This is a genomic window from Streptomyces anandii JCM 4720, from assembly GCF_014650655.1.
GTDB classification, from domain to species: domain Bacteria; phylum Actinomycetota; class Actinomycetes; order Streptomycetales; family Streptomycetaceae; genus Streptomyces; species Streptomyces anandii.
Genome location: NZ_BMVJ01000005.1, coordinates 383,135 through 402,289 on the forward strand (window position 1 = coordinate 383,135; position 19,155 = coordinate 402,289).

Sequence of the window (19,155 nt, forward strand, 5' to 3'; positions counted from 1 at the left end):
GTTCGTAGATCTTCAGCCGGGCCTCGGTGACGGTGCCGTCGTGGACGCGCAGGTGCAGCGCGGCCTCGCCCTCGACACGGGTGAGAGCGGGGACGCGGACGACACGGGATGCGGCGGCGGACGCGTCGGCGGGTTCGCTCACGGCAGGTCTTCCTCCTCCACCGCGGTGAAGTCGGTGACGTTGAAGGTGTGCAGAAATCTGCCGATGTCCCCGTCGTTCATCCCGTCGCGGCGCAGGACGGGGACGAGAGCACCGAGGTTGGTGGTGCCGGCCGGCCCGAAGCAGCCGTAGCAGCCGCGCCCGAAGGTGGGGCACAGGGCCCCGCATCCGGCGTGGGTGACGGGACCCAGACACGGGGTGCCGTGCGCGACGAGGACGCAGACGTTTCCGCGCTGCTTGCAGGAGAAGCACACGCTGTGGTTCGGGATGCCGGGCTTCCGGCCGGCGAGGAAGGCGGTGATGACCTCCAGCAACTGGCCGCGGTCGATCGGGCAGCCGCGCAGTTCGAAGTCGACGGGCACGTGGTCGGCGATGGGAGTGGAGGTGGCGAGAGTCTCGATGTAGTCGGGGCGGGCGTAGACGGTTGCGAGGTAGTCCGTGACGTCGGCGTAGTTCCGCAGGGCCTGGACGCCCCCGGCCGTGGCGCAGGCACCGATGGTGACCAGATGACGGGACTCGGCTCGGATGCGCCGGACGCGTGCCAGGTGCTCGGGAGTGGAGACCGACCCCTCCACGAGCGCCAGGTCGTACGGCCCTGGCGCGACGTCGCTCGATGCCTCCGGGAAGTGGGCGATCTCCAGTTCGCCGGCGATGCCCAGCAGCTCGTCCTCGCAGTCGAGGAGGGTGAGCTGGCAGCCGTCGCACGAGGCGAACTTGAACACACCGAGCCGGGGACGCGAGCCGCCCGGCCGCCCGGCGGAGGTGGTCATCTCACAACTCCCTTACGGTAAGCAGCGGTTCGGCCTGGTCGTAGGGGACGACGGGGCCGTCACGGCACAGCAGCAGTGGACCCAGCTGGCAGTGCCCGCAGTGGCCGGTGGCGCAGCGCATGTTCCGCTCCAGGGAGAGCTGCACGCGACCGGCGGGCAGGCCCCGGTCGACCAGCTCGCGGGCGGTGGCGCGCATCATCACCTCCGGACCGCAGACGAACGCGGTGGCGTTCTCGGGGGCGAACAACGCCTCGTCGAGCAGCGCGGTGACGACTCCGACCCGGCCGGTCCAGCCGCCGGCGGGTCGGTCCACCGTGACGGCCCCGAACGGCCGCCGCCAGGCGGGCAGCTCCGCGCGGTACAGCAGATCGCCGGGAGTGCGGGCACCGACCAGGACGTTCAGCCTCCCGTACGCCGCGGGCTCGGCCAGGACGGCGTCGATCAGGGGGCGCAGCGGGGCGAGTCCGATGCCACCGGCGACGACGAGCAAGTCGTGCCCCCGGGCGGCCCGCAGGTTCCACCCGTTTCCGAAGGGGCCGCGTACGCCGACCGATGCGCCCGCCGGCAGATCGCACAGCCCCCGGGAGACGGCCCCGACCGCTCGGACGGTGTGCGTCAGCCGGCCGTCCCCGGACGTGCGGCACACCGAGACCGGGATCTCCCCGATCCCGAACGCGTACAGCATGGCGTACTGCCCCGGCGCGAAAGGCCCGAGTCCGCCGCTGAGCGGCTCCAGCTCGAAAGTGACCGTGTCGGCGGTCTCGCGGTGACGGCTCGTCAGGCGATGGGGCAGAGGTACCAGGGTCATGGACTCGGCGCCCCCGGCTGTGGCCCGTAAAGGTCCAGAAGGCGGGTGCGGGTCGCGCGCAGTCGGCGGCCGATCGTCTCGGCGACCAGGGTGACCAGTGGCAGGCCGAACTCCGGGTGAGCGGCGCACACGGCCCGCACCTCGGCGGCGTCGAACTGCCAGGCCTCCACCCGGCTTCTGGTCTCGGCCCCCAGGTGCCACTCGTGCGGCGGGCACAACCACGACCAGCCCACGAGACCACCGGTGCCGATCGTCTCCACGACGGCCGGGCCGCGGCCGGGGAGGTGGATGTCGAGTGCGACCGTGCCGGTGCGGACGATCCAGAAACGGTCGGCCCGCCCGCCCTCCTCGAACAGACGGGTGGAAGCCGGGTGGTCGACCTCGTGCGCGAGGGCCAGGAGTCGTTCGCGGTGCCCGGGGGACAAGGACCCGATCAGGCCCGTCGACGGGACGGGAGCCGGGCGGCTCATGGTGTCGGTCCCTGCCGCGTGGCCTCCTGGTGCAGGGCGTGTGCCTCCTCGGTGAGGTCGATGCCGGTGGGGCACCAGACGATGCACCGGCCGCAGCCGACGCAGCCGGTACTGCCGAACTGGTCGTGCCAGGTACCGATCTTGTGGGTGAGCCACTGGCGGTAGCGGCTGCGTTTGCCCGCCCGGACCGGTCCGCCGTGCAGCAGGGTGAAGTCGAGGTCGTAGCAGGAGTCCCAGCGGCGCCAGCGCTCGGCGTGGTCGCCGGTCAGATCGCTGACGTCCTCGGTGGTCGTGCAGAAGCAGGTGGGGCAGACCATGGTGCAGTTGCCGCAGTTCAAGCAGCGGGCGGTGACGTCGTCCCAGCGGTCGGCCTCGAGGTTGTCGCGCATCAGAGCGCGCAGGTCGGTGGGCGGCATGGACCGGCCCATGTTCCCGGCGGCCCGCCGTACGGCCTCGGCGGCCGCGGTGCGAGTGGTGTCGTCCGCTTGGTGCCGGGGCAGTTCGGCGAGTACGGCGGCGCCCTCCTCGCTCCCGCTGCGGCACAGGAAGCGGGGGCCGCCGTCGTCGACCACCTCGGTGAGGGCGAGGTCGTAGCCGGTGTCGACGGCGGGCCCGGTGCCCATGGAGACGCAGAAGCAGGTGGCGCCGGGCTCGGTGCACTCGGCCGCGACGAGGAAGACTCCCTTCCGGCGGGAGCCGTAGGCGGGATCGGGGTACTTGCCGCCGATCATCACACGGTCGAGGATGCGGATGGCGTGCAGGTCACAGGCGCGCACCCCGAGGAAGGCGTACGACACGGCCGGCGGTTCGTCCTCGCACACGGTCAGTCCACCGTCGGCGTCACGCTCGGCGGTCCACTGGCGCACTCGGGGAGGGTGCAGAAACGATTTCCAGGACTGCGGTCCGGCGCTGTGCGCGAACACGGCGCCGTCCGTTCTGCGGCGGACGCGGTACCGCCCGGCCTCGAGTTCCACGCCCCACCCGTGGGGCAGCTCGTCCGCCGAGTCCAGCTCGGCCAGGACGACGGCGCGGTCACGGACGGTGGGGCCGACCACCGTACGGCCTCGCCGCTTGAGGACCTGAACCAGCGCATCGAGTCCGTCACGGCCGAGTACGGCCTCGGTCGGTGCGCCGGTGGCGGCTCGGATGTCACCGGGGCCGGTCATGTCTCGTTTCCCCTCGGTCCGTGCCTCCCGGGCGGGGAGGTGCTCGTGTCGTCGCGCGGGTCCACGGCTGCTCACCGGCGATCACTGACAGAGTGTCAGGGAGATGCGCCCGAAGGGACGGATGCGCTCCGGCGTGTCCCGCCGGCGCGGAGCCGCCGATCGCGTCCGACCGCTTCGGCGTGCCGCACGAGGTCCCGCTCGACATGTTCCGTCAGCGGCAGGACCGCCCGCGCCACCGGCGGCGTCAGTCCGGTGCCGAGGCAGCGTTCGGCTCCTTCGACCGCGTACACGACGAGGCGACCGGGGTTCCGTCCGAGACTGTGGGCCAGGCGCATGGTCTCCAGGAGACCGAGGCCGTGCGTGCTGTGCCGCCGGGTGCCCGTGGCAACCGGCCCGGCGCCCGGGACGGGGCACCACCGGTGCACGCGTCCGGGGTGTGCGGAGGGCGGGAAGCAGGCGTCGACGACGACCGCGAGGACGGCGTTCTCCCACAGCCCGAGCAGCCTCCCGGGATCCCCGTCGCACTCCCGGAGCACGGTGCCGTGCGGCAGCGGCCGCGCGAGGGCGCGCTCCTCGAGCAGGGCAAGCACGGCCGGGCCGACACCGTCGTCCCGCCGGAACACGTTGCCGACCCCGATGACCACCGCACCGGCCGACGTCCTCACCACGACTCCTCTCTCTCGCCCGCGGCTCCCGACGGGCCGGCGAGGCACGGCCGGCCTCAGTCGGGCTCCATGTTCAGTCGGGCTCCATGTACGGACGGCGGAAGAGCGGGGCCGGGCCGGTGCCCCACGGGCGTACGGCCGCGAGTGCCTGAGCGACCGCCGACTCGAGCGGGCCGCTGGTGTCCACCGCGACGGCCCCGGCCCAGGGCGGTTCCCTGACCGCCATGGCGGACGCGATGTCCCGGTCGGCGTCCGATGTTCCGGGGCCGCGAGCTGCCAGGCGGGCCACGGACACGGCACCGGGCACCCGGCAGTGCAGGGCCACCAGGTCCGCGCTGGTGCTCTCGGCCGTGCGGAGCGCCGCTTCCCGCTGCCGCGCGGAGGTCCAGGTGGCGTCCAGCACGACGGACTCGCCGCGGGACAGCAGGGCGGCCGCGCGCTCCAGGAGGGCGGCGTAGGTCCTGGCCGTCCACTCGGGTGTGTACAGGCCCTCGCCGTACCGGGCCGCCGCGGACTGCTCCGCCGGGATGCCCGCCAACTCCTTGCGCAGCCGGTCGCTGCTCAGGAGCGACACGCCGAGCCGGTCGGCCAGCGCACCGGACAGGGTGGACTTCCCGCTGCCCGGCAGCCCGCCGACGAGGACGAGGCGGACGGCGGAGGAACGCAGGTGGCGCAGTGCCGTGGAGGCCAGCCGTCCCGCCGCCGACTCCGCGCCCGGCGCTGACTGCCGTGCCTGGATGAGGGACACCTTGGCGCGGACGAACGCGCGGTAGGCGATGTAGTGATGCCACAGGGAAGAGGGCGCCGGGTCGCCGGAGTACTCGCTGTACCGGGCGAGGAAGTACGCCGCGGCCTCCCGCGCGCCGAGCTGTTCCAGGTCCATGGCGAGGAAGGCGGCGTCGTCGAGGCCGTCGACGTAGCGCAGGGCGTCGTCGAACTCGAGGCAGTCCAGGACGCGGGGACCGTCGTCGAGGCAGAAGATGTCCTCGGCGAGCAGGTCGCCGTGGCCGTCGACGACCCGCCCTTGTCCGATGCGGGCATCGAACAAGGGTTTGCGGCCGGCGAGGTAGCGGCGCACCAGCCGCTCGGTCTCCGGCACGGTGTCCGCCACGAGGCCTTCGGCGGCCAGCGAGCGGACCTGTGCGAAGCTCGCTTCCCAACGCGACGACAACGCGTCGCGGGTGCCCTGTTCGTCCACGTGGCGGCCGCGGGGCGCCTTCGCGTGCCACGCGGCGAGGCGCCGGGCCACGGCCCGCAGGACATCGTCGACGTCGGCGCCGTGGCGCACCAGCCGGGACAGACGGCGGTCCGCCGGCATGCGGCGCATCACCACGAGCGGTTCCGCTTCCTGCGCGCCCGGGCTGCGCAGCTCGCCCACGCCCAGGTAGACGTCGGGGGCGAAACGACGGTTGAGCGCGATCTCTCGTTCGCACGCGGCCCGGCGGGCCGTGACCGTGGTGTAGTCCAGAAACCCCGGATCCACCGGCTTCTTCAGCTTGTAGGCGCGGTCGCCGGCGAAGAACAGGATCGCGGTGTGGGTCTCGCACACCTCTGCTCGCGGCAGCGCCCCGCGGTGGCCCTCGCCATGGTCACCGGCGCGGAGCGCGGACGGATCCGCCCCGGGCACCGGGTGACCCGGTTCCGCGGGGACGCCGGACTCAGTCATGAGGAACGACGGCCACGGGGCAGCGCCCGTGATGGACGGCGGCCTGAGCGACGGGTCCGAGACGGGGTGCCATGCCCAGGCGGTGCCGGCGCCGGCCGACGACCAGCAGCACCGCGCCTTCGGCGGCGCGTACGACGGCTTCGGCGGGGCCGGTGAGGCGGACACTGCCGGTCGCGCTCACCCGCGGGTACTTCTCCCGCCATGGGCGGAGCGCCGCGTCCAACTCGTTCCGCGCCTGCCGCGTCATCGGTTCGTCGGCATCCGCGGCCAGGGGCACGTCCGCGGGCAGTGGTACCCGCTTGCCGTGAACGGCCAGGAGAGCGACTCCCCGGGCAGCGGCTGTGCGGAAGGCGAAGTCGAGCAGGTCGTCGGATGAGCCCGGCAACTTCAGGGCCACGACCACGCCGGGGGAGGGCGCACGGGATGGCGGTTCCTGCTCCGTGCCGCGGGCGCGCACCAGCACCACCGGCCGTACGGACCGTACGACGACGGGCATGCTGACGTCACCCAGGAAGTAACTCTCGACGGGTTCCAGGCCTCGTGATCCGAGCACCACCATCTCCGACCCGGCGTCCGAAGCCGCCTGGAGCAAGGCGTTCTGGGCATCGTCGGCGACCAGGGCCTCGACGACGGACAGATTCGGATGGCGCTCCTGGAGTTCGGTCCGCGTGGAGCGCACCAGATGTCTTGCCCAGGCGTTCTGATCGGTTTCCGCAGGGACCCGGGTCGGCTCCGGGACGAGTTGCGGCCACGCGTGCAGCAGGCGCAGAGCGATCCCGCGCTCGGCAGCCTCGTCGGCGGCCCAGCGGGCCGCGGCGAGACTCTCGGGTGAGCCGTCCAGGCCCACGGTGACGACCGGTTCCATGGCCGCGCCCTCCGTCAGCACCGTGCGTTCTGACACGAGAACTACCGCATCACACCGTCCGGCGCATGTGCAGCGCCGACCGGGCTCGGGTTCCCGTCCGGTGGAGCGGGCCGACGGGTCACGAAACCGTGCCCTACGTCCCCACCGGGCGGGACCTTGGGACCGTTGGTGCGGGTACTGGCGCCGGGTGATGCTGGGAAACGGGCTTCATGAGAGAGGGCATGACCATGCACGCTCAGCCAGGTGATCGACTGGTCGTGGAGAGCCCGGCCGCCGGTGTCACCCGGCGTGACGGTGAGATCGGCGGCCTGCACCACGACGACGGAACCCCTCCGTACGACGTACGACGGTCGGACACGAACGAGATCACGCTGGTCTTGCCCGTGCCGGACGCGCGCGTCCGGCACGGGCTGGGCCGGGAGGCGCCGGCCAAGGGGCCGCCCGCCGGTGCACCGGCTGCGGCGCCCGACGGGTCCACCGCGCTCCCGGTCAACTACGACGTGGCGGACGATGACGTGTTCTTCCGCACCGCGCCCGGCTCCGCCACCGCCCGAGCCGTGGGCAGCGGCGTCGCCTTCGAAGTCGACCATGTGGACGAGGCGGTGAGCCGCGGCTGGAGCGTGCTCGCGGTGGATCGTGCCGACGCCGTCGGCGGCCCGGGGATGCTCCGCCGGCTTCAGGAGCGGGCACACTGCGAACCCTGGGCAGGCGGAGCGCGCCCGCTGTGGGTGAGGGTGGCTCTCACCCCACTGACGGGACGCCGGACCACACCGGCGGACCGGTGAGGCGGGGCCGATGGTGGCCTGGCTGTCTCATACCGGATCGCGGTCCAGCCCGTCATCGTGTGCCTGTGCCGGGCCGGCTCGGGCGCGACCATCCGCAGGTGGCCGACAGGCACGTCGAGACCCATTGCGGGCGCGGCTTGGTCACCGGCTTCGCACAGGCGGACCGCGGACCTCGATGACGCCCAGGAGTGCCGGGGTTCCCCACCGCACGGTGGGCGCCGCCGCGGCTCGGCCTCCCGAGGGGCGGCTCACGGTCGTGCGCGCGGCGCCGCACGAGTCGGCGGCCGCCCGGCCCGGGGCTGTGTCATGAAGGTGCTGCGTCCCACCCAGCAGGGGGACGAGGGGGGTCCGGCCACCGGGCGACCAGGCACGCCGGCGCCGCCGTCCTCCGGCCGCGTCCCCCGGCAGCCGCTGTACGCGCAGGCGGCCACCGACGTCTTCGCGACGCTGGAGAGCTCACCGCGTGGGCTGTCCGCCGCCACGGCGCGGGGGCGCTTTCAGGCCGAGGGGCCGAACGAACTGCCCTCCGCCCGGGGCCCCGCGGTGTGGCGCCGGCTCGCGGGCCAGTTCACGGATCTGTTCGCGGTCGTGCTGATGGTGGCCTCGGCCATCACCTTCATCGCCTACGCACTTCAACAACCCAGGGACACGGGCACGCTGCAGCTCGCCGTGGCGATCCTCTGTGTCGTGGTGCTGAACGCGGTCATCGGCTTCGCCCAGGAGTACTCGGCGGAGCGGACCGCCCAGACCCTGCAGGCCATGGTTCCGCACCGGTGCCGGGTGGTGCGCGATGCGGTTGTCCTGGAGCTCCCTGTACGGGAGTTGGTGCCGGGGGACCTGGTGGTCCTCGAGGCCGGCGACACGGTGCCCGCGGACTGCCGGGTGGTGGAGGCCCATGACCTGACGGTCAGTAACGCGGCCATCACCGGGGAGAGCGAGCCGGTGCACCGGACCGCCGAGCCCGACGAGGCCCAAGAGGCGCTGCGGGCCCGTAACTGCCTGTTCATGGGCACCGACGTCATCACCGGCACCGCCCGGGCGCTCGCCTTCGCCACCGGGCAGGCCACGGAGTTCGGCCGGATCTTCCGGCTCACGGCGGCGGCTCCCCGGCAGAAGACCCCCTTGCAGCGGCAGGTGGCCGCGATGGCCCGCCGGGTCGCCGGCACCGCCCTCGCGGTGGGCGCGGTCCTGTTCGTCATCCGGCTGCCCACCGGCCAAGGACTGGTGGCGTCCTTCGTGTTCGCGCTCGGTGTGATGGTGGCGCTCGTACCGGAGGGCCTGCCGGCGACCCTCTCCGTCTCCCTCGCCCTCGGTGTGCGGCGCATGGCTCGCCACCACGCCCTGGTCAAGAAACTGCTCGCCGTGGAGGCGCTGGGTTCCACGACGGTGGTGTGCACCGACAAGACGGGCACGCTGACGCAGGCGGAGATGACCGTCGTACGCGTCTGGGTCTGGGACCGGGAGCACACGGTCACCGGGGTGGGTTACGAGCCCAAGGGCGAGGTGGGCGATCCGGCACCGGTGCGCGGGCTGCTCAGGTCGGCCGCCCTCTGCTGTGACGCCCGGCTCGTTCCGCCCGAGGACCAGGGCCGGTGGCGGGTGCTCGGCGACACCACCGAGGGCGCGCTCCTGGTCGTGGCCGCCAAGGCCGGGCTGGACATGGCGGCCGAGGAGGCCGCGGCGCCCCGGATCGCCGAGCACCCCTTCGACTCGGTGCGCAAACTGATGAGCACCGTCCACGACGAGGGCGGAGCCCGCAGAGTGCGGGTGAAGGGCGCCCCGTCGGAGGTGCTGGACCGCTGCACACGCCTGGACCGCGGCGGGAGGGTCGAGCCCCTCACCGACGAGGAGCGTGAACGGATCGCGGCCGAGGCCGACGCGCTGGCGGCCGGCGGCCTGCGCGTGCTCGCCGTCGCCGCGGGGGAGGCCACGGGGTCCGCACGGGACCGCGACGCGGACGAGTCGGATCTGACGCTGCTCGGGCTCGTCGGCATGCAGGATCCGCCCCGGCCGGAGGTCCATGAGGCCGTGCGGGCCTGTCTCGGGGCGGGCATCCGGATCGTCATGGTCACCGGCGACCACCCGTTGACCGCCGAGGCCGTGGCCCGCCGCGTCGGCATCGTCCGGTCGGCCGCGCCTGCGGTGGTGACCGGAGCGGCGCTGGACGCCATGGACGAGGAGGCGCTGGACCGGCTGCTGGCCGCCGGCGGCGAACTCCTGCTGTGCCGGGTGAGCCCGGAGCACAAGATGCGGGTGGTCACCGCCTTCCAGCGGCGCGGCGAGGTCGTCGCCGTCACCGGGGACGGCGCGAACGACGCCCCCGCCCTCAAGCACGCGGACATCGGCGTGGCGATGGGGGCGAGCGGTACCGATGTGGCCCGCGAGGCCGCGGAGATGGTGCTGCTGGACGACTCCTTCGGCTCCATCGCGCTGGCGGTGCGCCTTGGCCGGTCCGTCTACCAGAACATCCGCAAGTTCCTCGTCTACCTCTTCAGCCACAACATCGGCGAGCTGGCGCCGATCCTCGCCGCGACCTTCACCGGCTTCCCGCTGGTGCCGATCACCGCGGTGCAGGTCCTCGCCATCGATCTCGGCTCGGACGTGCTGCCCGCCCTCGCCCTGGGCGCGGAGCCGCCCGAGGCGGACGTGATGGACCGGCCGCCGCGCCCGCGGCACGAGCGTCTGTTCTCCCGGACGGTCATCCGCAGGACCCTGTTCCTCGGGGGCATCCAGGCCATCGGCGTGTGCGCGGTGTTCTTCTGGCACATCCACGCCTCCGGCATCCCCTACGCCGACTTCACCGCCGGCAACCCCGTCTACCGGGAGGCGATCACCATGGTCCAGGCGGGCATCGTCGTCAGCCAGTTCTTCAACGCCCTGGCCGTGCGCACGGAACGGGAGAGCGTGTTCAAGGCGGGCGTGTTCGGCAATCCGTGGCTGATCGCCGCCGGGTTCTTCGGTCTGGCGCTCATGGCGGCGATCAGCTATGTGCCCGTACTCCAGAGCGTCTTCCACACCGCCCCGCTCACCGGTGCCGACTGGGCGCTGCTCGTCGCCGTCGGTGTGCTGCCGCTCGCCGCGGACGAGGCACGCAAGGCATGGCTGCGCCGGCGCACCGTCACCGCGCGGCCGGAAGGAGAATCCCGATGAAAGTGGTGATCGTCGGCTGCGGACGGGTGGGTGCCGCGCTGGCGGCCCAACTGGCCCGTGAAAGCCACGACGTGCACGTGATCGACCGCGAGCAGGCCGCCCGGCGCCGTCTCCCGCCGCGGTTCCCGGGCCGGTTCCAGGCCGGGAACGGCTTCAGCAGGAGCATCCTCGAACAGGCCGGCATCGCGCGGAGCGACGCCGTCGTGGCCGTCACCTCCAGCGACAACAGCAACCTGGTCATCGCCCGGATCGCCAAGGAGACCTTCCGCGTCCCCACGGTGCTGGCCCACGTGCACGATCCGCGGCGCGCCAACCTGTACCAGGGCCTCGGCATCCCGACGGTCTGCGACGTCACATGGTCGGTCCACCGCATCCACCAGATGCTGCTGCACCGTCATCTCGTCCCCGACGTGACCTTCGGCAACGGCGAGACGCTCCTCGTCCGCTCGGCGCTCCCGGCGTATCTGGCCGGCCGCAAGCTGTCGGAGTTCGAGGTGGACGGCGAGATACGGGTGGTGGAGGTGACCCGCGACGGACGCTCCCTGATGCCGCGGCAGAACACGACGGCCGCGCCCGGGGACGTGGTCACCTTCGTGGTGGCGGCGCACTGCCTGCACCGGCTGCGCGCCTTCCTCGACAAGGAGCTGGGGACATGAACGTACTCATCGCCGGCGCCGGCCGACTGGGCACGCGCGTCGCCCAGGTGCTCAAGGCCGCCGGAAACGAGGTCACCGTCGTCGACGTCGACGAGGAGCGCGTCGACGCCCTGCACGGCCGGTGCGACGCCCGCCTGCTCGTCGGCGACGCCGCGGAGCAGGCCGTCCAGTCGAGAGCGGGCGCCGCGCACGCCGACCTGGTCATCGCCGCCACCGGGCGGGACGAGGACAACCTCGTGATCAGTTACATCGCCAAAAGGCACTTCGCCGCACCGCGCGTGGTGGCGCGCGTCAACGACGACGACAACGCCTGGCTGTTCGACCACCACTGGGGCGTGGACATCGCGGTCCCGTCGGCCACACCTCTCGTATCGCTGATCGAGGAGGCGACCGGGGCCGCGGACACGGTCGCGCTGCTGCGCCTGAGCACCGCGGGCATCGGCATCATCGAAACCGCCATCACCGGGCGTTCCAAGGCCGCCGGGCGTCTCCTGGGCGACATCGAGCTGCCCGAGGGGACCCTGGTGGCGACCGTCGTACGGGGCGGGAATCCGACCGCGCCCAGCCCTTCCATGCGTCTTGAGCCGGGCGACGAACTCCTGCTCGTCTCGCACAGCGCCCAGGAGCGGGACATTCACGCGGCCTTTCAGTGACCGGCGCGGGTGGATCAGTGCGCGCGATCAGCGTCCTGCCCAGCCGACGTCGGACGGCGTGTCCCCTACGCCGATCGCCTCGGCGCAACCGCGCACAAGCCGCGCACACCGCGCCTCCCGGCGCAGGGCGGCATACGAGGACGGCGAACCGTCCGGGCCGGACAAGGCAGCGCCAGCCGGGTGCCGCGGCCTTCTTCGGCGGTGGCCGTCGGCGGTCTTCGGGCACTACTGAAACTCAGGACATACGCACGGGAGTGTGAGGATGATGGACCTTCCCCTCGTCGTCGGTGTGGACGGATCCGAGCCCAGCCTGCGCGCCGTGGACTGGGCTGCCGACGAAGCCGCACTGCGCCGGGTGCCGCTGCGGGTGGTGTACGCCTCGCTGTGGGAGCGCTACGAGGGCTCCGCGCTCGCACACAGCCTCGGCAAGGCGGATGCCCAGGTCCTGGCCGAGGACATCGTCCGGGCCGGCGCCCACCGCGCCCGTGATCGGCAGGCCGGCCTGCCGATCAGCATGGCCGCGCTCCCCGAGGAGCCGGCGTACGCACTGGTGCGGGAAGGCAAGAACGCCTCCGCCCTGGTGGTGGGCAACCGGGGCCGCAGCGGTGTGGCGAACGTGCTGCTCGGTTCGGTGAGCCTGTTCGTCGCCGCGCATGCCGACTGCCCCGTGATCGTGGTGCGGGGCAGCCACGACAACCAGGCCCGCGTGCCGGTGCACGGCCGCGTCGTCGTCGGTGTCGGGGACGCCTGCGCCGCCGCGGTCCGCTTCGCCGCGCAGGAGGCCGCACGGCGAACGGCCCTCCTGTACGCCGTACGGGCCTGGCGCTGCCCCGCGCACGAGACGATCGACCACCCGCTGATCGCCGGGGAGCCGGAGCGGGTGTACGAGGAGCGGGCCGCCGAGGCGCTGGAGAGGGCGCTGCGGGATGTCCCACCCGGAGTGAGGACGCGGCGCCGCACCGTTGAGGGCCCGGCACGCGGGGCTCTCCTGGCCGCGGCTCACGAGGCCGACCTGCTCGTCGTCGGGGCCCGGCACCGTTCCGGGCACTTCGGGCTTCAGCTCGGCCGCGTCACCCACGCCGTCCTGCACCACTCGCCCTGCCCGGTCGCCGTGGTACCCGGACGCGCCTAGGGCCGCAGCGGGCACGGACCTCGCGGCGGGCCCGGAACGGGCCGGTTCCGCTCAGGCCACGGTGACGTCGGCGTCGAGGTAGACGTCCTGCACGGCGTGCAGGAGTTCAATGCCCTCCTGGGTGGGCCGCTGAAAGGCTTTGCGGCCGGTGATGAGCCCGGTGCCGCCGGCCCGTTTGTTGATCACCGCGGTCCGTACGGCCTGGGCGAGATCCCCTTGGCCGGCCGACGCGCCGCCGCTGTTGATGAGGCCGACCCGGCCCATGTAGCAGGTGGCGACCTGCCAGCGCGTGAGCTCGATCGGGTGGCCGGTGGCGAGCTTGTCGTAGAGGCGCTGGTCGGTCCTGCCGAAGTTCAGAGCCGGGTAGCCGCCGTTGTTCTCCGGCTGCTTCTGCTTGACGATGTCGGCCTCGATGGTCACGCCCAAGTGATTGGCCTGCCCGGTGAGGTCGGCCGACACCGCGTAGTCCACTCCGTCCTTCTTGAAGGCGGGGTTGCGCAGGTAGCACCACAGCACGGTGAACATGCCCAGCGCGTGGGCGTGCGCGAAGGCCTCGCTGACCTCCTGCAACTGGCGGTCGGACTCCTCCGAGCCGAAGTAGACCGTCGCGCCGACGCCGACCGCGCCCAGGTCGAAGCACTGCTCCACGGTACCGAACATGATCTGGTCGTAATGGTTCGGATAGGTCAGCAACTCGTTGTGGTTGAGCTTGACGATGAAGGGGATCTTGTGCGCGTACCGCCGCGAGACGGCCCCGAGCACACCGAGCGTGCTGGCGACGGCGTTGCAGCCGCCATCGAGGGCGAGCTCGACGATGTTCGCGGGATCGAGATATCGGGGGTTCGCGGCGAAGGCCGAGGCCGCGGAGTGCTCGATGCCCTGGTCGACCGGCAGGATCGACACATGTCCCGTGCCGGCCAGACGGCCGTGGCCGAAGAGGGACTGGAGGTTGCGCAGCACGCGAGGGGAGCGATCGGTCGCGGCGGCGCTCCGGTCGACGAAGTCCGGCCCCGGGAGCACCAGTTCTTCCTTGGCAATGCCCTGAGCGGTGTACGTCAGCAGGTCTGTGGCCTCGTCCCCCAGCAAGCCCTGGATATCGGTCATCGGCTCGCCTCTCCGGTAGTCCGGTACGCCGAAGGTGGAACTCCGGGTTCCCACCGGGCCTTGCCCCATTCGAAGGCGCCGGGCGGCCCCCGCGCGCGCGTGGTGGAACAGTGGACTGGGGCGTGGGGCGAGCGAGTGACGTTCGCGCGACCGCGGGACGGGAGGAGGAGTACGTGATGAGCCAGGCTGTGCTGGCGGGTGTCGACGGATCCGAGAGCAGTCTGGTGGCAGCCGACTGGGCCGCAGTCGAGGCCGCGGTGCGTGGCGTTCCTCTGCGCCTGGTCCACGGGTCTCCACCGTTGCCGGGCCCAGCGGTGCCGGGTTCGGCGACGGACAGGCTGCGCGAGCTGGGCGAGCTGTTGCTCGAGCGGGTGGCCGCCGACCTGCGCGACCGCCACCCGGATGTCGAGGTGCTGTGCGAGCAGGCGGGCGATGCCCCGGACACAGCGCTTGTCGCCGCGTCCTCGGACGCCGGGCTCCTCGTCGTGGGCATGCGGGGCACGGGCGGGTTCGACGGGCTGGCGGTCGGCCGGGTCGCCTTGCGGACGGCTGCGGCGGCCTCGTGCCCTGTCGTGCTGGTTCCTGAGCGGCTCGGCACCTTCGCGGAGAGGACACGCGCCGAACACGGCGCCGCACCGGTGGTGGGGGGCCTGAACGCGCACCGTGCGGCTGGCGAGGTGGCGGACTTCGCGTTCTTGGCCGCCGAGGCCTACGGAACGGGCCTGCGGATGGTCCATGCCTGGGAATTCCCCGCCGAGGCGGTCTCCTCGCAGACCCTCGTCGTGACCGAGGAGGACCGCGCGACCTGGGAGGACCAGGAGGAATTGCAGCTCTCCGACGCGTTGCGCCCATGGCGGGAGCGGTACCCGGACGTCGTGGTCCGCACGGATGTCATGCTGATGCACCCGGCGGAAGCGCTCCTGCACGTGTCCCAGGGCGCGGCTCTCCTCGTCGTCGGCCGCCGGACGCGCTCGCGGTCACCCGAAGGCCGGTTGGGGCCCGTCACGTGCGCGGTACTGCAACACGCCGGCTGTCCGGTGGCAGTCGTGCCGCATGACGGCTGAACCGGCAGCGGGCGTGCCGAGGGCGGGGGCCGGTCAGCCGAAGAACACCTGTACTTCGTCGTAGAGCGCCGGATCGACCAGCTTGGGCTGCGCCGTGGCCTCGGACAGGGGAATGCGGACGATGCGGGTGCCCTGCAGGGCGACCATCGCACCGAAGTCGCCGTCTTTGACCGCGTCGATGGCGTGCAGCCCGAAGCGTGTGGCCAGCCAGCGGTCGAAGGCGCTGGGTGTGCCGCCACGCTGGATGTGCCCCAGCACCGTGGTGCGGGCCTCCTTGCCCGTGCGTTCCGAGAGCTCCCGGGCCAGCCATTCGCCGATGCCGGACAGCCGCACATGTCCGAACTCGTCGAGTGATTGATCCTTGAGGATCATCTGTCCCTCTTTGGGGATCGCGCCCTCGGCGACCACGACGATGGGCGCGTAATTGATCTCGAATCGGCTGTTGACCTGCTCGTGCACCTCCTCGAGGTCGAACGGTCGCTCCGGGATGAGGATCACGTTGGCACCGCCGGCGATGCCGGCGTGCAGGGCGATCCACCCGGAGTGCCGTCCCATCACCTCGACCACCAGGGTCCGCATGTGCGATTCCGCGGTGGTGTGCAGGCGGTCGATGGCCTCGGTCGCGATGCTCACGGCGGTGTTGAAGCCGAAGGTGTAGTCGGTACCGGAAACGTCGTTGTCGATCGTCTTCGGCACGCCGACCAGGGGAATTCCTTCCCGGTACAGCTCGGTGGCCACGCCGAGGGTGTCCTCGCCGCCGATCACGACGAGGGCGTCCACGCCGTGCGCGGCGATGGTGTCCCGCACACGGCGCAGCCCGTCCTCGTGTTTGAACGGATTGGTGCGGGAGGAACCGAGGATGGTCCCGCCGCGCGGGAGGATCCCGCGCACGCCGGAGACGTCCAGGGGCCGAACGGCGTTCTGCAGCAGTCCGAGCCATCCGTCCCGTACGCCGACGAAGTCGAAGCCGTAGTCCTGCACGCCCTTGCGGACGACGCTGCGGATCACGGCGTTCAGCCCGGGGCAGTCACCCCCGCCGGTCAGCACTCCGACCTTCATGGGCTCCTCCCGCCACTGGTCAGCCCGTCTGATCGCCGCCTGTTCGGCGATCGGGAACAAGCCGTGCTCGACTGCTTCCTTCCAGCCTCACCCCGTTCGATCCGCGGTGGCCACTTGGCATGGTGGGCGTGCGGATGCGTGGCTGGCGGCGGACCACGGGAGACTCACGCCGGAGCCGGGCAGTCAACGAGTGCGGAGCAGGGCCCAAGGAGTGACGATATAAGTGCTCGCTGACCGCACTTCTCGTACTCAACGAGGTGGATGACATGACATTCCCCTCCGCTTCCGCAGGGAGCACCCCGCCAAGTGAGACCCAGGACCCTGTTACTTCGCAACGGCGCGCTGAGGACCTGACCGCTGTGGCGAACTTCGGCTGGCAGGCGCTGCTCACCATCGGTCTGGCGTCAATAGCCCTGGGGGTGGTCGTCCTCGCATGGCCGGGTGAGACGCTGCGCGTCGTCGGCATCGCCTTCGGGGTCTACCTGCTGGTCAGTGGCGTCTTCCAACTGGCCGCGGCCTTCGGCGCGCACGTGCCGGCGCATCTGCGCGCGCTGCACTTCATCGCCGGTGCGCTGTGTGTGCTGCTCGGGCTCATCTGCTTCCGGGGCACCCTGGAATCGATCCTGCTGCTTGCGCTCTGGATCGGCTTCGGATGGCTGCTGCGAGGTGTCATGATGACGGCGGTCGCGATCTCTTCCCGCGACCTGCCCGCACGTGGCTGGCTTCTGGGCCTGGGGATCATCACGCTCCTCGCGGGCATCGTGTTGATCATCATGCCGTTCGGCTCACTCGGTGTGCTCACCCTGGTGGCGGGCATCATGGCCATCGTCCTGGGTGTCGTCGAGGTGTTCCACGCGGTGCAGTTGCGTGTCGAAACCGGTCACCTCGCCGACGGCACCGCCTCGAAGCAACGGCGATCCGTGTTCCACCCGCACCCGCACCCGCAGCACTGACGGGGACACTGACCCGGGACGCGGCCCTTCGGCAGACCTGACGGGGCACGTGCAGCAGGAGGCGGAGAGCATGCCGCGCAACGTCACTGTCGGGGTGGACGGCTCGCCCGAGAGCCGGGCCGCTGCCGAATGGGCGGCCCAGGAGGCCGGACTGCTGGGGCTGCCACTGAGAGTGGTCCACGCCTGGCAGCCCGTGGCGCAGGCCCCGCTTCTCGGCGTTGAGGCGAGCCGGGACCAGGCCGAACAGATGCTTCGAGAGGTGGGAGAAAGCCTGCGACTGCGCCACTCGCGTATCCAGGTGAACATCGAGTACCTCACCGGACGGCCTGTCGAAGCGCTCTGTGAGGCCGCGAGCGGGGCCGAACTCCTGGTACTGGGCTCACGCGCCCTGGGCGGAGTCAGCGGCTTCGTCCTCGGCTCCGTGGGCCTGTCCGTCGCGGCGCACGCGAAACGGCCCGTGGTGTTCGTCCGCGCCGACGAGGACCGGGAAGGAGTCCCCGCACAACCGTCGTCCGGCGCGTGTGCCCATCGGCCTGTCGTGCTCGGCCTGGACACGGCCTCCCCGGACGACAGTGTGATCCAATTCGCGTTCGACGCGGCCATGCGCAGGTCAGCGGCACTGCGCGTGGTGCACGGCTGGTACCCGCCGCCCTACTTCGGACACACGATGTCCACCGTCGCCCAGCTGCACGAGTCGGCCGCCAGGAGCGCATCCGCCGTCCTGACCGAGGTGCTGCGCTCGTGGCGGCAGAGATACCCGGACATCGAGGTGGCCGAGGACGCGCTCTCCGGCAGTGCCGCGCGGCTCCTGGTCGACGCCTCCCGGGGGGCCTCCTTGGTCGTCGTGGGCCGGCGGGCGCGCCGCGGTCTCTTCGGTACTCACATCGGTCCCGTGGCCCACGGGGTCCTGCACCACACCGCCGCACCCGTCGCGGTCGTTGCGCACGACTGACTGTGCGACCGCACGAGTGGACGGGAACCCGCATGAGTGGACGGGAAGGACCATCCGCTTCTCGCGGATCCTGATTGCGCGGTGCCGGATGCTGCCGTGCTCCGCGTCCTCCTCGGTCGGTCCTTCCCGTCACCTTCAGCACACCACATCGCTTGCAGCGCCACCAGGGCCATCCGGCCCTGGTGAGCATCGGAGCCGCCCCCGTGGGCGGATGTCGTCACGGGCGAACGGGGCCGGCCATGTCGACGATGTCGTCGGCGGCCACGTCGTGCAGCCTGATCGCGAGGTCCTCCAGGGCCCGGCTGGCGGCCAGCTCGTCACCGATCTCCGGTACCGGCCGGTCGACCGGGTTGCGCCGGGCCGTCCCACGGCCCGTGACCGACGCACTGTCGCGGGTGGTGAGCACGGCACGTGCGTTCGTCTCGTCGCCCTCCTCCGAGATGTAGATCTGCACTGTCCAACGCTTGGCTTCCATCGTGATCACTTCCGTTCCTGAGTGCGTCAACGCCCGCCGTCCGTGCCTGCCCCGGTGAGCGAAGCGAGGGCGGCGTCGAGGCGGCGGGTGGCCTCCTCGGCGACCGGGCGCAGGGCATCGAGTCCGGTCAGGGCGACCATGGTGTTCGGATCGAGGGCCTGTACGGCGGTGCGGTCGCCGTCCCTGCGGACGACCACGTTGCAGGGCAGCAGCAGCCCGATGGAGCGGTCCGTCTCCAGGGCCCGGTGAGCGAGGGCCGGGTTGCAGGCGCCGAGGATGACGTAGTCCTCCATGTCGTGGTCGAGCTTGGCCTTGAGCGTCGCCGTGACGTCGATCTCCGTCAGCACGCCGAAACCCTGCCCGGCCAGCGCCTCGCGAACCCGGCCAAGGACCGTGGCGAACTCGGCGTCGAGGTGCACGGTGCGGTCGTAACTCATGAGATTGCCCTTCCTCATAGTCAGCCCGTCTTGTGGTCCCACCGAGGACCTGCCGCGTCCCACTCCGCGCCCCACTGTTCGTAGCGTCGCCTGTCGAGCCGCCGGCGCGCCAGGGCGGCCGTGCCGTAGGCGAGCCCGGTGAGGGCGGCGGCAGCCGCTCCGCCG

19 protein-coding genes and 1 pseudogene are annotated in these 19,155 nt (G+C 71.9%); 8 read left to right on the top strand and 12 right to left on the bottom strand.

Annotated features, from left to right (window positions below):
- Positions 1–138 precede the first annotated feature (138 nt).
- The 7 genes from IE249_RS12590 to IE249_RS12620 all read right to left on the bottom strand — a co-directional run bounded on the left by IE249_RS12590 (position 139) and on the right by IE249_RS12620 (position 6,570).
- Entirely contained in the window at positions 139–930 is a 792-nt protein-coding gene (locus IE249_RS12590) for an NADH-quinone oxidoreductase subunit B family protein (RefSeq protein ID WP_189704862.1), read from the bottom strand.
- Between the two features lies 1 nt (position 931).
- A complete protein-coding gene (locus tag IE249_RS12595) occupies positions 932–1,738 on the bottom strand; it encodes an FAD/NAD(P)-binding protein (RefSeq protein WP_189704863.1) in 807 nt (268 codons plus the stop codon).
- A complete protein-coding gene (locus IE249_RS12600; protein WP_189704864.1) occupies positions 1,735–2,208 on the bottom strand; it encodes a cyclic nucleotide-binding domain-containing protein in 474 nt (157 codons plus the stop codon). The genes IE249_RS12595 and IE249_RS12600 overlap by 4 nt, the downstream gene beginning before the upstream one ends.
- On the bottom strand, positions 2,205–3,374 hold the full coding sequence (locus IE249_RS12605) for a 4Fe-4S dicluster domain-containing protein (protein ID WP_189704865.1): 1,170 nt from the start codon (positions 3,372–3,374) through the stop codon (positions 2,205–2,207). The genes IE249_RS12600 and IE249_RS12605 overlap by 4 nt, the downstream gene beginning before the upstream one ends.
- 95 nt (positions 3,375–3,469) lie before the next feature.
- Positions 3,470–4,039, bottom strand: coding sequence for a hydrogenase maturation protease (locus IE249_RS12610; RefSeq protein WP_229858262.1), 570 nt, complete (start codon positions 4,037–4,039; stop codon positions 3,470–3,472).
- A 73-nt stretch (positions 4,040–4,112) separates the two neighbouring features.
- Positions 4,113–5,588: a bifunctional aminoglycoside phosphotransferase/ATP-binding protein gene (locus IE249_RS12615; protein WP_189704937.1), complete on the bottom strand. Its 1,476-nt coding sequence runs from the start codon at positions 5,586–5,588 to the stop codon at positions 4,113–4,115.
- 109 nt (positions 5,589–5,697) lie between these two features.
- Positions 5,698–6,570, bottom strand: a complete 873-nt coding sequence (locus IE249_RS12620) for a universal stress protein (protein WP_189704938.1) — start codon at positions 6,568–6,570, stop codon at positions 5,698–5,700.
- A gap of 227 nt (positions 6,571–6,797) precedes the next feature.
- Between IE249_RS12620 and IE249_RS12625 the strand changes: the two genes are divergently transcribed.
- The 5 genes from IE249_RS12625 to IE249_RS12645 all read left to right on the top strand — a co-directional run bounded on the left by IE249_RS12625 (position 6,798) and on the right by IE249_RS12645 (position 12,946).
- Positions 6,798–7,355 (top strand): DUF1918 domain-containing protein, encoded by a 558-nt coding sequence (locus IE249_RS12625; protein WP_189704939.1) that lies wholly within the window; start codon positions 6,798–6,800, stop codon positions 7,353–7,355.
- A gap of 306 nt (positions 7,356–7,661) precedes the next feature.
- Complete coding sequence (locus IE249_RS12630; protein WP_189704866.1) at positions 7,662–10,505, top strand: cation-translocating P-type ATPase; 2,844 nt, start codon at positions 7,662–7,664, stop codon at positions 10,503–10,505.
- The gene (locus tag IE249_RS12635; RefSeq protein WP_189704867.1) at positions 10,502–11,161 is read left to right on the top strand and encodes a potassium channel family protein; all 660 of its coding nucleotides are present in this window, start codon (positions 10,502–10,504) and stop codon (positions 11,159–11,161) included. The genes IE249_RS12630 and IE249_RS12635 overlap by 4 nt, the downstream gene beginning before the upstream one ends.
- Positions 11,158–11,814 carry a potassium channel family protein gene (locus tag IE249_RS12640; RefSeq protein ID WP_189704868.1) on the top strand — a complete coding sequence of 219 codons (657 nt, stop codon included), beginning with the start codon at positions 11,158–11,160 and terminating at the stop codon, positions 11,812–11,814. The genes IE249_RS12635 and IE249_RS12640 overlap by 4 nt, the downstream gene beginning before the upstream one ends.
- 265 nt (positions 11,815–12,079) lie before the next feature.
- Positions 12,080–12,946: a universal stress protein gene (locus tag IE249_RS12645; protein WP_189704940.1), complete on the top strand. Its 867-nt coding sequence runs from the start codon at positions 12,080–12,082 to the stop codon at positions 12,944–12,946.
- Positions 12,947–12,997: 51 nt separating this feature from the next.
- Here the strand turns inward: IE249_RS12645 and IE249_RS12650 are convergent, their stop codons facing one another.
- On the bottom strand, positions 12,998–14,050 hold the full coding sequence (locus IE249_RS12650) for a class I fructose-bisphosphate aldolase (protein WP_189704869.1): 1,053 nt from the start codon (positions 14,048–14,050) through the stop codon (positions 12,998–13,000).
- Positions 14,051–14,226: 176 nt separating this feature from the next.
- Between IE249_RS12650 and IE249_RS12655 the strand changes: the two genes are divergently transcribed.
- Positions 14,227–15,114: a universal stress protein gene (locus IE249_RS12655; RefSeq protein WP_189704870.1), complete on the top strand. Its 888-nt coding sequence runs from the start codon at positions 14,227–14,229 to the stop codon at positions 15,112–15,114.
- A 33-nt stretch (positions 15,115–15,147) separates the two neighbouring features.
- Here IE249_RS12655 and IE249_RS12660 read toward each other — a convergent pair whose 3' ends face one another.
- Complete coding sequence (locus tag IE249_RS12660) at positions 15,148–16,173, bottom strand: 6-phosphofructokinase (RefSeq protein WP_189704871.1); 1,026 nt, start codon at positions 16,171–16,173, stop codon at positions 15,148–15,150.
- A 266-nt stretch (positions 16,174–16,439) separates the two neighbouring features.
- Here IE249_RS12660 and IE249_RS12665 point away from each other — a divergent pair, with 266 nt between their 5' ends.
- Together IE249_RS12665 and IE249_RS12670 are read left to right on the top strand one after the other, a co-directional pair.
- The gene (locus IE249_RS12665; RefSeq protein WP_189704872.1) at positions 16,440–17,126 is read left to right on the top strand and encodes an HdeD family acid-resistance protein; all 687 of its coding nucleotides are present in this window, start codon (positions 16,440–16,442) and stop codon (positions 17,124–17,126) included.
- 70 nt (positions 17,127–17,196) lie between these two features.
- Positions 17,197–18,078 carry a universal stress protein gene (locus IE249_RS12670; protein WP_189704873.1) on the top strand — a complete coding sequence of 294 codons (882 nt, stop codon included), beginning with the start codon at positions 17,197–17,199 and terminating at the stop codon, positions 18,076–18,078.
- Positions 18,079–18,295: 217 nt separating this feature from the next.
- Here IE249_RS12670 and IE249_RS12675 read toward each other — a convergent pair whose 3' ends face one another.
- The 3 genes and pseudogenes from IE249_RS12675 to IE249_RS40265 form a co-directional block, all read right to left on the bottom strand.
- Positions 18,296–18,553 (bottom strand): DUF1876 domain-containing protein, encoded by a 258-nt coding sequence (locus tag IE249_RS12675; protein WP_189704941.1) that lies wholly within the window; start codon positions 18,551–18,553, stop codon positions 18,296–18,298.
- A 26-nt stretch (positions 18,554–18,579) separates the two neighbouring features.
- Positions 18,580–18,990, bottom strand: a complete 411-nt coding sequence (locus tag IE249_RS12680; RefSeq protein ID WP_189704874.1) for a DUF302 domain-containing protein — start codon at positions 18,988–18,990, stop codon at positions 18,580–18,582.
- A gap of 20 nt (positions 18,991–19,010) precedes the next feature.
- Positions 19,011–19,155, bottom strand: a pseudogene (locus IE249_RS40265) (Rv1733c family protein); the annotation flags it as partial.